General features: G+C 56.7%; 14 protein-coding genes. 11 read left to right on the top strand and 3 right to left on the bottom strand.

Annotated features, from left to right (window positions below):
• Positions 1-186 precede the first annotated feature (186 nt).
• The 8 genes from tkt (at position 187) to ABJT94_RS07485 (ending at position 11,029) form a co-directional block, all read left to right on the top strand.
• Positions 187-2,178, top strand: coding sequence for a transketolase (tkt, locus tag ABJT94_RS07520; protein WP_348474609.1), 1,992 nt, complete (start codon positions 187-189; stop codon positions 2,176-2,178).
• A gap of 229 nt (positions 2,179-2,407) precedes the next feature.
• On the top strand, positions 2,408-3,415 hold the full coding sequence (locus ABJT94_RS07515) for a BMP family ABC transporter substrate-binding protein (RefSeq protein ID WP_348474608.1): 1,008 nt from the start codon (positions 2,408-2,410) through the stop codon (positions 3,413-3,415).
• Between the two features lie 233 nt (positions 3,416-3,648).
• Positions 3,649-4,650 carry a BMP family ABC transporter substrate-binding protein gene (locus ABJT94_RS07510; protein WP_348474607.1) on the top strand — a complete coding sequence of 334 codons (1,002 nt, stop codon included), beginning with the start codon at positions 3,649-3,651 and terminating at the stop codon, positions 4,648-4,650.
• Positions 4,651-4,923: 273 nt separating this feature from the next.
• Positions 4,924-6,501: an ABC transporter ATP-binding protein gene (locus ABJT94_RS07505; protein WP_348474606.1), complete on the top strand. Its 1,578-nt coding sequence runs from the start codon at positions 4,924-4,926 to the stop codon at positions 6,499-6,501.
• Entirely contained in the window at positions 6,498-7,628 is a 1,131-nt protein-coding gene (locus ABJT94_RS07500; protein ID WP_127557686.1) for an ABC transporter permease, read from the top strand. Before ABJT94_RS07505 ends, ABJT94_RS07500 begins: the two co-directional genes overlap by 4 nt.
• A 2-nt stretch (positions 7,629-7,630) precedes the next feature.
• Entirely contained in the window at positions 7,631-8,617 is a 987-nt protein-coding gene (locus tag ABJT94_RS07495; protein ID WP_348474605.1) for an ABC transporter permease, read from the top strand.
• A gap of 176 nt (positions 8,618-8,793) precedes the next feature.
• On the top strand, positions 8,794-9,723 hold the full coding sequence (locus ABJT94_RS07490; RefSeq protein WP_348474604.1) for a 2-oxoglutarate and iron-dependent oxygenase domain-containing protein: 930 nt from the start codon (positions 8,794-8,796) through the stop codon (positions 9,721-9,723).
• A 409-nt stretch (positions 9,724-10,132) separates the two neighbouring features.
• Positions 10,133-11,029, top strand: coding sequence for an aspartoacylase (locus ABJT94_RS07485; protein ID WP_348474603.1), 897 nt, complete (start codon positions 10,133-10,135; stop codon positions 11,027-11,029).
• 264 nt (positions 11,030-11,293) lie between these two features.
• Here the strand turns inward: ABJT94_RS07485 and ABJT94_RS07480 are convergent, their stop codons facing one another.
• Positions 11,294-11,899, bottom strand: a complete 606-nt coding sequence (locus ABJT94_RS07480; protein WP_348474602.1) for a hypothetical protein — start codon at positions 11,897-11,899, stop codon at positions 11,294-11,296.
• Positions 11,900-11,971: 72 nt separating this feature from the next.
• Positions 11,972-12,220 (bottom strand): accessory factor UbiK family protein, encoded by a 249-nt coding sequence (locus ABJT94_RS07475; RefSeq protein ID WP_348474601.1) that lies wholly within the window; start codon positions 12,218-12,220, stop codon positions 11,972-11,974.
• Positions 12,221-12,514: 294 nt separating this feature from the next.
• Here ABJT94_RS07475 and glnK (ABJT94_RS07470) point away from each other — a divergent pair, with 294 nt between their 5' ends.
• The 3 genes from glnK (ABJT94_RS07470) to glnK (ABJT94_RS07460) all read left to right on the top strand — a co-directional run bounded on the left by glnK (ABJT94_RS07470) (position 12,515) and on the right by glnK (ABJT94_RS07460) (position 14,617).
• On the top strand, positions 12,515-12,853 hold the full coding sequence (gene glnK / locus ABJT94_RS07470) for a P-II family nitrogen regulator (RefSeq protein WP_028670788.1): 339 nt from the start codon (positions 12,515-12,517) through the stop codon (positions 12,851-12,853).
• 30 nt (positions 12,854-12,883) lie between these two features.
• Positions 12,884-14,098 (top strand): ammonium transporter, encoded by a 1,215-nt coding sequence (locus ABJT94_RS07465; protein WP_127557675.1) that lies wholly within the window; start codon positions 12,884-12,886, stop codon positions 14,096-14,098.
• A 180-nt stretch (positions 14,099-14,278) separates the two neighbouring features.
• Positions 14,279-14,617 carry a P-II family nitrogen regulator gene (gene glnK, locus ABJT94_RS07460; protein ID WP_028670786.1) on the top strand — a complete coding sequence of 113 codons (339 nt, stop codon included), beginning with the start codon at positions 14,279-14,281 and terminating at the stop codon, positions 14,615-14,617.
• A gap of 241 nt (positions 14,618-14,858) precedes the next feature.
• On the opposite strand, the gene pspF is transcribed toward glnK (ABJT94_RS07460), so the two are convergent.
• The gene (gene pspF / locus ABJT94_RS07455; RefSeq protein WP_348474600.1) at positions 14,859-15,851 is read right to left on the bottom strand and encodes a phage shock protein operon transcriptional activator; all 993 of its coding nucleotides are present in this window, start codon (positions 15,849-15,851) and stop codon (positions 14,859-14,861) included.
• Between the last annotated feature and the right edge of the window lie 153 nt (positions 15,852-16,004).

Genomic DNA, 16,004 nt, shown 5'->3' with positions numbered 1-16,004 from the left:
GACTAGCAGTGCCCCTTCGCTTTCTCAATAACTATATCAATATATTTTGATATAGATTTGTGCGATTAATCTGCACGGATGCGTCAGACGCTTTGCCCCCACCGGTTATTTTTGGGACAATTCACGCCCTTTCCCGCTTACCCGGGTGTTTGCCGCTCCCGAAAACCAACAGCCGAGGACTTTTCGATGCCGTCACGTAGTGAACTTGCCAATGCCATCCGTGCTCTGAGTATGGATGCCGTGCAGAAAGCCAAATCCGGTCATCCGGGCATGCCAATGGGCATGGCCGATATTGCTCAGGTGCTGTGGTGTGACCACCTCAAGCACAACCCGACCAACCCGAAGTGGGTTGATCGCGACCGCTTTATTCTGTCCAACGGACATGGCTCCATGCTGCAATATTCACTGCTGCACCTGGCAGGCTACGACCTGGGCATTGACGATCTGAAACAGTTCCGCCAGTTGCATTCACGCACCCCGGGCCATCCTGAATACGGTTATACGCCGGGCGTAGAGACCACCACCGGCCCGCTGGGTCAGGGCCTGGCCAACGCTGTTGGCTTTGCCATGGCAGAGAAAACCCTGGCGGCTCAGTTCAACCGCAAGGGTCACACCATTGTTGACCACAATACCTACGTCTTCCTTGGTGACGGCTGTCTGATGGAGGGGGTGTCTCATGAGGTGTCTTCACTGGCGGGGACTCTGGGGCTGGGCAAACTGATTGCGTTTTATGACGACAACGGCATTTCGATCGACGGCGAAGTCGCTGGCTGGTTTACCGATGATACCGTTAAGCGGTTTGAGGCATACGGCTGGCAAGTGATTCCGCGGGTAAACGGTCACGACCCGGAAGAGATTCAACAGGCCATCGAAACCGCCCGGGAAAACACCGACCAGCCAACGCTGATCTGCTGCAAGACCATCATTGGCTTCGGTTCACCCAATAAAGAGGGCAAGGAATCCAGCCACGGCGCACCCCTGGGTGATGATGAAATCGAGCTGGCCCGCAAGAAGCTGGGCTGGACTCACGGTGCCTTCGAGATCCCGCAAGACATCTACGACGCCTGGGATGCCCGTGGCAAGGGACGTAAGGCGGAGTCAAAGTGGGATGACCAGTTCGCCGAATATAAAGCGGCCTATCCGGACCTGGCGGCTGAATTTGAGCGCCGCGTGAAAGGTGAGCTGCCGGCTGATTTCGACAAGATCGCCAACGACTACATCGCCAGTGTCAACGACAAAGCGGAAACCATCGCCAGCCGCAAGGCGTCGCAAAACGCCATTGAAGCACTGGCGCCCAACCTGCCTGAACTGCTGGGTGGGTCGGCCGATTTGGCTGGGTCGAACCTGACGCTGTGGAGCGGCGCGCGTGGCATCAGCCAGGCCGAGCCAGACGGCAACTACTGCTTCTATGGCGTGCGTGAATTTGGCATGACCGCGATCATGAACGGCCTGGCTCTGCACGGCGGCTTCCGCCCCTATGGCGCTACCTTCCTGATCTTCATGGAATACGCCCGCAACGCGGTACGCATGTCGGCCTTGATGAAGCAGCCGCTGATTCACGTCTACACCCACGATTCGATCGGTCTCGGCGAAGACGGCCCAACGCACCAGCCGGTTGAACAGCTGTCTTCACTGCGCCTGACGCCGAATCTGGATACCTGGCGCCCGGCCGATGCGGTGGAAAGTGCCGTTGCCTGGAAGTCGGCGATTCAAAGCAGCGACCGGCCAAGTGCCCTGGTGTTCTCCCGTCAGGGTCTGACGCACCAAAAACGCTCAGCGCAGCAGCTGGCTGACATCGAACGGGGCGGTTACGTCCTCAAAGACAGCAACGGCACGCCAGCGGCGATTCTGATCGCCACCGGTTCCGAAGTGGGTTTGGCGGTTGAAGCCGCTGAAGCCCTGGAAGCGAAAGGTGTGGCGACGCGCGTGGTCTCCATGCCGTGCACCGAGCGTTTCGACGCCCAGGACGTCGCCTACCGGGATACCGTTTTGCTACGCGGCATCAAGCGCTTTGCCGTGGAAGCGGGAATTGCCGACTACTGGTACAAGTACGTGGGTCTCGACGGTGCTGTGCTGGGCATGACCAGCTTTGGTGAATCGGCTCCCGCCGGTGATCTGTATGCTCATTTTGGCATCACATCTGACTCATTGGTCAACTTGGTACAATCCTCGCTTTAAAATTCCCGCCCAACGGAAAGGGCCAGCCAATCGGCTGGCCCTTTCTTATTGAAAACCGACTGAACCTAATGGATAGACCCGGATTCCTGCGCCCGGGAGAGGGTGATGTGAGTACGCCTTTTATCTGCCGGAGGTACTGCTGATGATTGTTGTCGACAAGGCTCGATCAGGCAGACAAGAGTCCTTATACTGTGTAAAAACTAACCGCTAGGTCAAATATGAGGTTTGCATGAAATTGGTTCGTATATTCAGTGTTGTTCTGGCTGTAAGCGTTAGTTGGGCAAGTGCCGAGGTGTTACCCGCCGTGGCTTACTCCGACGGTGTTAAATTTGATAACTCCTTTAACGAAGCGGTGTTTCGCGAAGGGGTGACCCGGTTTCAGTCCACCTACGATATCGATGTAGTGGAGGTGAACCCCTCCACCGCCGATGCTTTTGAATCGGCCCTGCGGGACCTGGCCAGTCAGGGGCGCAGCCCGATCGTTGCGGTTGGCTTCTCATATGCCCCTGCGCTTACCGCCGTGGCGCCTGAATTTCCGGATATCCAGTTCACCATCATCGACTCTGTGGTTGATCTGCCAAACGTTCAGTCCCTGATCTTTAAAGAGTGGGAAGGGTCGTTTCTGGTCGGAGCGCTGTCGGCGATGAGAACAGACGGCGCACCACTGGGGTTTGTCGGTGGCATGGATCTGCCCTTTATTCGTGGCTTCGCTTGCGGTTATGCCCAGGGCGCGCATTACGTCGACGATGATTCCCAGGTCATGGTGCGCATGATCGGCGACACCCCCCAGGCATGGTCCAGCCCCGAGCGCGGTAACGAGCTGGCGCTGGAGCTGGTAGAACGGGGTGCTGAAGTGATTTACGCCGCCGCCGGTGGCAGTGGCGTTGGTGTCTACCGGGCGGCCAAAGACAGTGGCACTCTGGCTATTGCGGTCGACTCCAGCCAGAACTACCTGCACCTGGGCACCATGCTGACCTCTATGGTCAAGCGGGTAGGTGTGGCGGCCTACACCAGTTGGGAGCAGGCCGTGAACGGCCAGTGGCAGCCCGGGGTGCAACAGTTGGGTCTGGCCGAAAACGGCGTGGACTGGTCGCTGGATATTTTCAATCGACAACTGGTCACGCTGGATATGGAGCAAGAGATGACCCAGTTGCGTGAGCGCATCATTGACGGTCGTATTCGGGTGCACAACTATGCCTCGAACAATCAGTGCCCGGTGCCCTTACTGGAAGGCTGAGAGAGCCACTGATACCGGGGCTTTTCGCGATAGATGAATCCAGGATGAATCAGCTGTGATTCTAGCGATGTAACGACGAGGTGGCTGTGTATAATGCAACAGTTTGTTGCAAACGAGCTTTGCGGGGTTGACCAAACGGTCAGCTTTGCCTAGAGTGCTTCCAATGGCCCCTTGAGGGGTTCGTTGGGCGTATGCAAAACAACCATAACATTAACGCTGAAAGGGGATTCACCATGAAACCAATGTTGAAAGCGGCTGCTGCAGCTGTGCTGTCCTTTTCTGCTGCCATCGCCGCAGCGGAAGATTTTCAACCTGCGGTTGTCTATGACACAGCAGGAAAGTTCGACAAATCCTTTAACGAAGCGGTCTATCGCAACGGTGCCGAGCAGTTCACCATGGACAAAGGCATTGCCGTCCGTGAATTTGAACCGCAAAACGAAGAGCAGCGTGAGCAGGGTCTGCGTCGTCTGGCCGATCGTGGTTTCAGCCCGATCGTAGCGGTAGGCTTCAACTACTCATCTTCGGTTGAGAAAGTAGCGGCTGAATATCCAGATGTTCAGTTCTCCATCATCGACTCTGTTGTTGACCTGCCAAACGTTCAGTCCATCGTCTTCGCCGAGCATCAGGGTTCTTTCCTGGTCGGTGCGCTGGCTGCCATGGCGTCTGAGAACGGCGCGGTTGGTTTTGTCGGTGGTATGGACATCCCGCTGATTCGCAAGTTCGCCTGTGGTTACCAGCAAGGTGCCCAGTACGTGAACAGCGACATCGAGTACTTCGAGAACATGACGGGTTCAACCCCGGCGGCGTTTAACGACCCGGCCCGTGGTTCTGAACTGGCCAAGTCTCAGATTTCTCAGGGTGCAGACGTGATCTTCGCGGCTGCCGGTGGTACCGGTATCGGTGTGTACCAGGCTGCGGCTGACGAAGGCGTTTACGCCATCGGCGTCGACTCCAATCAGAACTACCTGCAGCCAGGCACCATGCTGACCTCCATGGTCAAGCGTGTAGGTGTTGCGGCTTACGCCTCCTGGGAAGAAGCTCAGGCCGGTGAATGGGAAGGCGGTATCAAGGTTCTGGATCTGGGTGCCAACGGCGTTGACTGGGCACTGGACGAGTTCAACGAAGACCTGATCACCGAAGAAATGCAGACTCGTATGGCTGAAATCCGGGCCGGTATTGTGGACGGTTCCATCAGCGTTCACGACTACACTGCTACCAGCAGCTGCGATATCTGATCACAGCTCGATGCTGTTAAAAGCACCTGCCTGGCGGCAAGTGCTTTTTTATTGGGGTGATGATTCTCGTCAGTCATTCCCCTTTCGGCCGGTTCCCGGGCCTGCCCCGGTTCCGGCCGATGTATTATTAACGCCCTCCCCAGGAGTCTGTCAGACTCCCGGGGAGGGCGACGTCCGGTTCGGACGATTTCCGAACCGAGTGAGACCCGACGCATGTTCGGCTACTCTCAGAGCATACAGCGTTTCCATTAACCTCTACTGACCGGGTGACCCATGACTGCCCAGACCCACTCTGCTGCAGAATACGCCCTCGAGCTGCGCGGCATCGACAAGCACTTTGGTGCGGTACATGCCAATAAAAACATCGATCTGAAGGTCGAAAAAGGCACCATTCACGGTATCGTCGGCGAAAACGGTGCTGGCAAGTCCACGCTGATGAGCATCATCTACGGCTTTTACGAAGCTGACCAGGGTGATATTGCCATCGATGGCAAGGTGCTGAAGATCAGGGATTCCAAAACCGCCATTGCGTCGGGCATTGGTATGGTCCATCAGCATTTCATGCTGATTCAGAACTTTACTGCGCTGGAGAACGTCGTTCTGGGCGCCGAGAGTGGTGAACTGATTGACGACAGCCTCGATAAAGCCCGCACTGAACTGAACCGGTTATCGGATGAATTCGGCTTGTCGGTACCGCTGGACCAACCCGTTGAAGAATTGTCGGTCGGGTTTCAGCAACGCATCGAAATTCTCAAGGCGCTGTACCGCGGCGCCCGGATTCTGATTCTGGACGAACCCACCGGCGTGCTGACCCCGCAGGAAACCGAGCATCTGTTCAAAGTACTCGACTCGCTAAAGGCTCAGGGCACCACGGTCATTCTGATTACCCACAAGTTACGCGAAATTCTGGCGGCGACCGATAACGTATCGGTCATGCGACGCGGCGAGATGGTCGCCCATGTAAAAACGGCCGAGACCAACCAGGAAGAACTGGCGGAGCTGATGGTCGGTCGCAAGGTCTTGCTGCAAGTCGACAAAGGCGATTCCGCACCGGGTGATGTAAAACTGTCTGTGCGCAATCTGAGCATGACTGACAGTGCCGGGGTTAAACGACTCGATAACGTGTCACTGGATGTGCGTGCCGGCGAGATCGTTGGTATTGCCGGGGTTTCCGGGAATGGTCAGTCTGAATTGCTGGAGACGCTGGCGGGCATTACTCCGGTCGACAGTGGCACCATCGATTTGAATGGCCACACCCTCGATGCCCAGCACCCGATGAACCCGTCGCAAGTGCGCAAGGCTGGCATCGGGCACATTCCGGAAGACCGGCATCGCATGGGCCTGATTAATACGTTTTCGGCCTACGAAGCCTTTGTGCTCGGCTACCACCGCAATCATGAATACAACGGTGCTCTGCAAATGAAGCAAGGCGCCATTATTGAAGACTGTAAAGAAAAGATGGAGCGCTGGGATGTTCGCCCGCAGGATCCCTATCTGAAAACGGCCAACTTTTCCGGGGGCAATCAGCAAAAGCTGGTGATTGCCCGCGAAATTGAACAGAACCCGGATGTCCTGCTGATTGGGCAGCCAACACGGGGCGTCGACATTGGCGCGATCGAATCCATTCACAAACGTATCCTGGAAATGCGCGACGCGGGCAAGGCCATTTTGCTGGTCTCGGTTGAGCTGGATGAAATCCGCTCGCTCTCAGACCGCATTCTGGTGATGTTCGACGGCACCATCGTCGGTGAAGTACCGGCCGACAAAGCCGACGAACGGACACTTGGCCTGATGATGGCCAACATTGTTCCCGATGAAATCAAGGCGTTGCAGGCGGAGGAACCAGCATGAGTCAACACCGTATACCCGCCTGGATTACCGTGGGGGTCATCCCCCTGGCCAACGTGGCCATGGCTGCCCTGGCAGCGGCTCTGGTCTTCTGGTATCTGAACATTAATCCGCTCGATGCGTTACAGGCCATGGTTTATGGCGCCTTTGGCAGCTCCTATGGCTGGGGCTACACCCTCTATTACATGACCAGCTACATCTTTACCGGGCTGGCCGTGGCGGTGGTGTTTCAGGCCGGTATGTTCAATATCGGCGGTGAAGGCCAGGCCTATATCGGTGCACTGGGCGTGGGCCTGGTCTGTCTGGGGCTGGGCGGCCATGTGCCGTTCATTGTGTTGCTGCCGATCAGCATTATTGCGGCCTTTGTGTTCGGTGGCCTCTGGGCGCTGATTCCCGCCTGGCTGCAGGCCAAGCGCGGCTCGCACATCGTTATTACCACCATCATGTTCAACTTCATCGCCGCCTCGCTGATGAACTACCTGCTGATCAACTTCATGAAACCGGCCGGCACCATGTCGGTGGAAAGTGCGGTCTTTGATCCGTCTTCCTGGATCCCGAAGATGCATGAAGCGCTGGCGTTGATTGGTATTTCAATTGACCGTTCGCCGCTTAACCTGTCGATGTTCTGGGCGCTGTTTGTTGCCTTTGCCGTCTGGTTCTTCCTCTGGCGGACTCGCTGGGGCTATGAAGTACGGGCCATGGGCAGCAATGCCTCCGGTGCCCAGTACGGTGGCATCAGCATTCCGGGCACTGTCATCATGATCATGATTATTGGCGGTGGTTTGGCCGGCTTTATGGCGCTGAACGTGGTGCAGGGCGAAGCCCACCAGATCAAACTGAATCTGGTCAACCAAATGGGTTTCACCGGTATTGCGGTTGCTCTGATGGGGCGCAATCACCCATTCGGCATCGTGATCGCCAGTTTGCTGTTTGGCTTCCTCACCCAGGGTGGCAGTGAACTGCAGTTCGAATACTCGGTGGACGCACGCATTGTTGTTGTGTTGCAGGGGTTGGTTATCCTGTTCTCGGGCGCCTTGCAAAACATGATGAAGCATCCGATTGAACGGCTCTATTTGCGGGTAACCAGTAACCGCAGAAAGGCCTCTGAAGAACTCGCGGCGGAGGCCTGATCATGGAACTATTCGACAGCATTATTCTGATTCTGGACGCCACTCTGCGTAATGCCACGCCGCTGATTTTTGCCGCACTGGCCGGCATGTTTTCCGAGCGCTCGGGCATTGTGAACATTGCACTGGAAGGCAAGATCCTGATCAGCGCCTTCGCCGGTGCCTCGGCGGCCTATTACACCGGCTCGCCGTGGATGGGCCTGCTCGCGGGCATCATGGCCTCGGTTGTCTTTGCCCAACTGCACGCCTTTGCCACCGTCACCCACAACGGTGACCATGTGGTCTCGGGTCTGGCGATCAATATTCTGGCTGCGGGCCTGACGGCGGCGGTGGGGAACTACTGGTTCAGCCAGGGCGGTAATACGCCCAACCTGGTCAGCCGGGCCGAGGAGCTGAACGCTCGCTTCGAGCCGATCGTGTTCCCCTTTGCTGATGCCCTGGCCGATGTGCCGATTATCGGTGGCATCTACTCCGAATTACTCAGTGGTCACTATATTCTGGTGTACCTGGCCTTTTTGGCGGTGCCGCTGTGCTGGTTCGTGCTGTTCCGCACCCGTTTTGGTTTGCGTCTGCGGGCCACGGGTGAAAACCCCCAGGCCGTCGATACGGCTGGTATTTCTGTAACACAGGTGCGCTACCTGGCGTTGCTGGTGTGTGGCGTTTTGGCGGGCTTTGCCGGTGTGTATCTGGCCGTGGCACTGACCGCCCAGTTCTCGCCGAACATGAGTGCCGGTAAAGGCTACATGGCACTGGCAGCACTGATTTTCGGCAAGTGGCGGCCTAAAACCACCATGCTGGCCTGTTTGCTGTTCGGGGCCTTGCAAGCCATTGCCGACCGCAGCCAGGGGGCCATCATCCTTGGCTTTGAAGTGCCGGTGCAGTTGGTAGAGGCATTGCCGTACATTCTGACCGTTGTATTGCTGGGTGGCTTTATTGGCCGCGCTGTAGCGCCCAAGGCCATTGGCAAACCCTACGTGAAAGAACGTGCCTGATCATTGGGCCGGGTGATCCCCGGCCGGGTCAGTCACACACTTGAGATTAGAAGGTGAATAAACGCCTCACCCGACAAGATTCGGGATCTCACTGAGACCATCCCCCGCTGCGGCATTTTCACCGTAGCGGGGGATAACCGTATTATCAGGCATCGCCTGAACGAGAGACTGCCGATATGAACACCATTCCTACGCTCGATTTACGCCGTTTCAAAACCGACCCCGAAGGCTTTGTTCAGGAAATGGGCGCGGCCTATCAAGCCTGGGGCTTTGCTGGCATTACCGGCCATGGCATCGATTCGTCAGTGGCCATTAACGCCCTGCGCGCGGCCGAAAAAGTCTTCGCGCTGCCCGATGACACCAAGAAAGCCTATTTCAAAAACAATGGCGGCACCCGGGGTTATACCCCCTTTGGTACCGAGATTGCCAAGAACGCAGAACACGTCGACCTGAAAGAGTTCTGGCATGTGGGCCGCGAGATCGAAGGCGAAGCCCCCCACAAAGACTTGACCCCGAACGTCTGGCCAGAAGAAGTGCCCGAGTTCAAAGACACCATGCTGCGGCTCTACTACGAGCTGGATGCGCTGTCTCAGGAACTGTTGCAAGCTTTTGCCTTGTTTATCGGCGAAGACCGGCACTATTTCGACGAAAAGGTTAACTACGGCAACAGCATTCTCCGGCCGTTGCATTACCCGCCCATCACCGACCCGAATTTGCCCAACGTTCGCGCCGGCGCTCACGAAGACATCAACCTGATCACGCTGCTGGTCGGTTCCGAGCAGGAAGGGCTGGAAGTGAAGAACATGCGCGGCGAGTGGGTTGGCATTTCGATGATTGAAGGCACCATCGTCTGCAACGTCGGTGACATGCTGCAACGCCTGACCAACCACGTGCTGCCTTCAACCACGCACCGTGTCGTTAACCCCAAAGGCGAGGCCGGCAAGGTATCGCGGTTCTCCATTCCGTTCTTTGTCCACCCGAACCCGGGTACTTCGCTGGATGCCCTGCCGCAGTGCGTCACCGAAGACAACCCGAAACGCTACCCGCCGATCACCAGCGATGAATACCTGATGGAGCGGCTACGCGAGATTGGGCTGGTTAAGTAACAGGCGTTTCGGTGGTCGGCATATGCCTTGGTGCCAGGAGTCCGTGTCAGGCACCGGGTATGCCTATACGGGTGGTGCGACACATCGCCCGGCATAAACCCGTCCATGGGGCCTAGACTGAATGATATGAATCCCCTCCATGGGATTCACCCTTCGGGCTCGCGACGCTCATGCTAAAACGCTCCTGGCGTTTTAGTCCATGTTTCAGACTTCCCCGGATAGGCACACCCGGCACCTGACACTTTATTGGTCGTGAACACCGAACTATAGATTGAGTAATACCCACCAACGCCCTGTATGACCCATCTCTCCGATCGCCTTGGGTAGGATGAATAGGGTGGGGGATTGGCTTTTTCTCCAACTACCTCATACTGGGTAGGAGAATACAGCCAAGCCAAGCAGGTGCCTCATGTCGACATCCCCGATCAAACACGTTGCCATCACTGGCGGTACCCACGGTAACGAGCTTACCGGGGTGCATTTGCTCAAGCACTGGCGCAACAACCCCGAAGAAATCTGCCGGGATGGCCTGGTGACCGAATTGCATCTGGCCAACCCCAAGGCCAATGGCTGCAACCGGCGCTATCTGGATCAGGATCTGAACCGGCAGTTCAGCTGGGATGATCTTTCGGACCATAGTCTCTGTGGTTACGAGCAAAACCGCGCCAAGTCGCTAAATACCCTGCTGGGGCCGAAAGATGCGCCTCGCGTCGACTTTATAATCGATCTGCACACCACCACCGCGAACATGGGGACGACCCTGGTGATCAAATCAGACGATGCCCTGGTGGTGGGCATGGCGTTCTACATCAAACAGCAAATGCCTGAGGTCACGCTGTTCTACGAACCGGAAGACCGGCTAAGCGATAATTTCCTGATCTCACTGGCTAAACATCATGGTTTACTGGTGGAGGTAGGGCCAGTGCCACAGGGCATGCTGCGCTGGGATGTGTTTGACAAAACACGCCAGGCAACCCGCTTTGGGCTGGATTACCTGGCGGCCGTGCGCGCGGGCAACCAGCCGGAATTGCCAGCGTCTTTGCCAGGGTTCCAGTTTGTCGAGAAGCTGAAGTTACCGGAAAACGAACGCGGTGAGCTGACAGCGATGATTCATCCCGATCGGCAAGACACCGATTACCAGCCCATTCAGCCGGGCGACCCGCTGTTCATTACACTGGAAGGTGAAACCCTGAATTATGAAGGCACCGAAACCCTGTACGGGGCCTTCATCAATGAAGCGGCTTATTATGATCAGCACATCGGGCTGAGCCTGATGCGTAAGATTGATATCCCTTTGCCTGTTTGACAACGACTCTTTAAATTTAACAACGAACTGAGTGTCTGGTGCCGGGTGTACCTATCTGGGGAAGTCTGAAGCATGGACTAAAACGCTTGGAGCGTTTTAGCATGAGCGCAGCGAGCCCGAAGGGTGAATCCCAGGGAGGGGATTCATATCCCGAAGCCTAGGCCCCATGGATGGGTTCATGCCGGGCGATGTGTCGCACCACCCGTATAGGTATACCCGGTGCCTGACACGGATTCCAGGCCCCTAGGAAAGTTAAACTCGGAGTTAAATCTGCCCGAACTGGAAGCTGATGAATACGCTTGGGCCGGAAATGTCGCCGGCATCCAGGTTGTCGATCAGCGGTTCGCTGGTCAGCCGGTAGGCACCGCCGATGCCGATTTCCAGAAAGTCGGTCACATTGACCTCGCCTGAGAGACTGAATTCGCTGACCAGGAAGTTGGCATCTTCATCGTTGCTGCCGCCGCTGTCGACGATGGATACATTTCCCGCCCCCAGCAATACTTTGCTTTCCCAGTGCACCACCCGGTCGGGCTGGTGGGTATAGCCCATCAGCAAGCCCGCATAGCCCATCTCCAGTTTGCGCCCGGTGTCGTCCCATTCCAGCTCATTGACCAGGCCGTACCCGGCACCGCCGATGATCAGCGAATGGGGGCCGGAAGTGAAGGTTGCGCCACCCTCGCCACCGATCATGACGGCATTGTCACCGTTGATCGTCCCCAACTTGACCAGGGGCCCGCCAAAGCCCCCCGAACGCGCATCTTCCATATCGATCAGCGCTGTTTTTGTGTGGTCAGATGCTTGGACAGGCAGGCATAGCAACAGTAAGGCAGTGCCGGCCAGTGCCGGGGCGATCAATGGGTTGGTGCGCATCGTGTCTCTCTCCGCTGGGAACCAGATGTCAGTGAGTGTAGGCGAGTGCCTGGCCCGGGCCAGTGGCGGAAGTCACGGCTTGAACCGGCTTTCCAGGTCGGCCAGTTGTTGCTCAAGGTCGGCCAGCTGCTCGCGGGTGCGCTGCAGCACGGCCTGTTGCGCTTCGAATTCCTCGCGGCTGACGACATCGAGTTTGCTCAGTTGTGATTGCATTAAGCTGCGCAGGTTCTGGCGCACCTCGCTGCGGGCCTGCTGGCCCTGGCTGAACAGTTCACTCGCCTGACGGCTGATCTGGTCGAGTAGGTCTTCGGGCAGTTTCATGGCTGTGCTCCATCGGGGTGCTTTCATGCCGCACACTTATTGTGCAGCGCTCCAAATCAGTGCGTCTCATCGCGGTTTGTGACGCAGTTCAATGGCTAACTGCTTGATATTAAAGGGTTAGTCGAGTTGGCACGGGCTTCGCTATAGACCCTCCACGGATGAAACCAATCGCAGCCAACCGTTGCATTGGACATTGTAACTCGGGTGACCGGCTGCCGCACTGATCGTGGCGGCCAAACCCTCGGGCCGGTGCTGATTCTCAGCGCAACGGTGGAATCAACAGGAGTGAACGACATGAAACTCGTATCAGCCATTATCAAGCCCTTTAAGTTGGACGACGTCCGCGAAGCGCTGTCAGAAATTGGCGTGCAGGGCATTACCGTGACTGAAGTGAAAGGCTTTGGTCGTCAGAAAGGCCACACCGAACTCTATCGCGGCGCAGAGTACGTGGTGGATTTTTTGCCCAAGGTGAAGGTTGAGGTCGGTATTTCAGACGAACTGCTCGACCGCGCCATCGAATCGATTACCAAGGCCGCCAACACCGGAAAAATTGGTGACGGCAAGATCTTTGTGACCCCGCTGGAACAGGCGATTCGCATTCGTACCGGCGAAACTGGCAACGACGCGATCTGAGCCGGGTTGACTAACGGGAGAGACTGAACAATGAACGAATTGACGCAAGTACAATACGCACTCGATACATTTTACTTTCTGATCTGTGGCGCTCTGGTGATGTGGATGGCAGCGGGCTTCTCCATGCTCGAAGCTGGCCTGGTTCGCGCCAAGAACACCACGGAAATTCTGACCAAGAACGTGGCCCTGTATTCCATTTCCTGCACCATGTACCTGATCTGCGGCTACGCCATCATGTACGACGGTGGCCTGTTCCTGACGGGCATTACTGAAATCGGCGACGGCTACTACTCACCGTCTTCCGACTTCTTCTTCCAGGTGGTGTTTGTTGCCACGGCCATGTCGATCATCTCCGGTGCGGTTGCCGAGCGGATGAAGCTGTGGGCCTTCCTGGTGTTTGCCGTTGTGATGACTGGCGTGATCTACCCGCTGGAAGGTTCCTGGACCTGGGGTGGTCAGGCTGTGTTTGGCATGTACACCCTGGGCGACCTGGGCTTCAGTGACTTCGCTGGCTCTGGCATCGTGCACATGGCAGGCGCGTCTGCTGCACTGGCCGGTGTTCTGCTGCTGGGTGCTCGTAAGGGCAAGTATGGCAAGAACGGCGAAATCAACGCCATTCCGGGCTCCAACCTGCCGCTGGCGACTCTGGGTACCTTCATCCTGTGGATGGGCTGGTTCGGCTTCAACGGTGGTTCCGTACTGAAAGTTGCGGATGCCGAAAGCGCCAACGCCGTCGCCCTGGTGTTCCTGAACACCAACGCTGCTGCTGCCGGTGGCTCTATTGCCGCCCTGATCCTGGCACGCCTGTGGTTCAAGAAAGCTGACCTGACCATGGCCCTGAACGGTGCCCTGGCTGGCCTGGTGGCCATTACCGCTGAACCGTCAACGCCGACGCCTCTGCTGGCTACGCTCTTCGGTGCCCTGGGTGGCCTGGTTGTGGTCTTCAGCATCGTAACACTTGATAAGATGAAGATTGATGACCCCGTTGGTGCCATCTCGGTGCACGGTGTCGTAGGTTTGCTGGGTCTGTTGCTGGTGCCGTTCACCAATGATGGTGCGACCTTCTCCGGCCAGATCATCGGCGCGCTGACCATCTTCGTCTGGGTATTCGTTGCCTCACTGGTTGTCTGGGGAATCCTCAAGGCGGTTATGGGCATTCGCGTCACCGAGGAAGAAGAATACGAAGGCGTCGACATTGCCGAGTGCGGCATGGACGCTTACCCGGAATTCACAGGTTCAAAGTGATACCGGACAAAACGTTCTGACTTCCAAAAGGGCCTTCGGGCCCTTTTTTGTTGGGTGAGTCTATTGAGTTCTGGTTTTGACAGGTGTTTGAAATCTCCTACACTTGAATTGTGAATGGCCTGGCCGGTAGGGTATGCTCAAGGCATCCACCAGCTATTCCGTTACTCTGAGGAGTTCAGCATGAAGCTTGTAACTGCCATTATTAAACCGTTCAAACTCGACGATGTTCGCGAATCCCTCTCTGAAGTGGGTGTGCAGGGCATTACCGTTACCGAAGTCAAGGGTTTTGGTCGCCAGAAGGGGCACACCGAGCTGTATCGCGGCGCTGAATACGTGGTCGATTTCCTGCCCAAGATCAAACTCGAAGTCGCCATCGACGATGCCAAAGTGGAGTCCGTCATCGAAGCGATCTCCAAGGCCGCTAACACCGGCAAGATCGGCGACGGCAAGATCTTCGTCTCCTCCCTGGAGCAGGTCATCCGTATCCGCACCGGCGAAACGGGCGAGGACGCGGTTTAATTACTCGAAATACGGCGGCCAAATCAAGGGCATCCCTCGAACCCGCGAGGGTTGGCAGGGACGCTCTTGCGGGGGCGCCGTGAATACCTCCATGTAGGCTTAGCTTCGGCATCCATGCCTCAGATACCCCCGCAAAAGCCCCCCTACCAACCCTCGCTAGCCTTATCGTCGCTTTTGATACCGGAGTAATAACTTCCGTTCCACCTCTACTCCTCTCTCGGACCGGTTGATGTCAAAGGTCTTATGTCTTCTTCTCAATCAGCCCATGCTTACGCAACTGACTGCGAAACTGATGGTAACTCAGCCCCAGCGCCTCGGCGGCATGTCCCTGGTGGCGGCCATTGGCATCCAGTGCGCCTTCGAGTAATGCCACTTCATATCGACTGACCTGTTCGCTGAAGCTTTCGTCTGGGTTTGCTGCAAAGCCGGTTTCTGTAGTTTCCGGTGCCGGCTGCCAGGGAGAGTGAAAGGGGTCGAGCACCAGGTCGTCGATGGGTTCGGCTTCATTACCCCAGCGGTAAACACTGCGCTCAATGGCGTTTTTGAGTTCTCGGACATTGCCGTAAAAGGGGTGTCTGGTCAGTTGTTCCAGGGCCCGGTCAGTAAACCCCGGAAACACCTCCCAGCCGAGCTCACTGCTCATCTGAATGCCGAACTGATCTGCAAGCAGGGTGATGTCGTCGTGGCGGTGACGCAAGGGCGGCAGGGTAAGTACGTCGAACGCAAGGCGGTCGAGCAGGTCGGCGCGGAATCGGCCTTCTGCGGCCAGCCCCGGCAGGTGTTCGTTGGTGGCGGCGATGATGCGCACATCGACGGTCAGGGTTTGCTGGCCGCCAAGACGTTCAAACTCGCCGTATTCGATCAGCCGCAGCAGTTTTTCCTGCAACGCCTGCGACATATTGCCCACTTCATCCAAAAACAGCGTGCCTTCGTGCGCTCGTTCGAAGCGGCCTTTGTGCAACCGGGTAGCGCCGGTAAAAGCACCGGGCTCATAGCCGAACAGATCGGCATCGAGCAGGGATTCGCTGATGGCGCCGCAGTTGATTTTCAGAAACGGTTGTTGCCAGCGCTGCGACAGAAAATGCAGCCGTTCGGCGATCAGTTCCTTACCGGTGCCCCGTTCGCCGATGACCAGTACCGGGCGGGTGAGCGGGGCGACCTGGGATACTCGGTCTAACAGGTCTGACAAGGCCGGGCTTTCGCCAAGGATTCGCTGTGGGCTGCGCTCGGTCATGTCTTTGCTCTTAATAATGGCTTATATGGCTAAATAAATTAGCCATTAACACCAGTAAAGTCCAGCCTGCGTTAGCCTGAAATAACCTAAGCTCTTATAAATCAATGAGTTACGAACTTGGCATGGTATCTGTAATAGATACTGCGTAACGCA

The organism is Saccharospirillum sp. (assembly GCF_039982735.1).
GTDB lineage: Bacteria > Pseudomonadota > Gammaproteobacteria > Pseudomonadales > Natronospirillaceae > Saccharospirillum.
The sequence above is the reverse complement of the archived record's forward strand: the minus strand, read 5'-3'. Positions and strand labels throughout refer to the sequence as shown.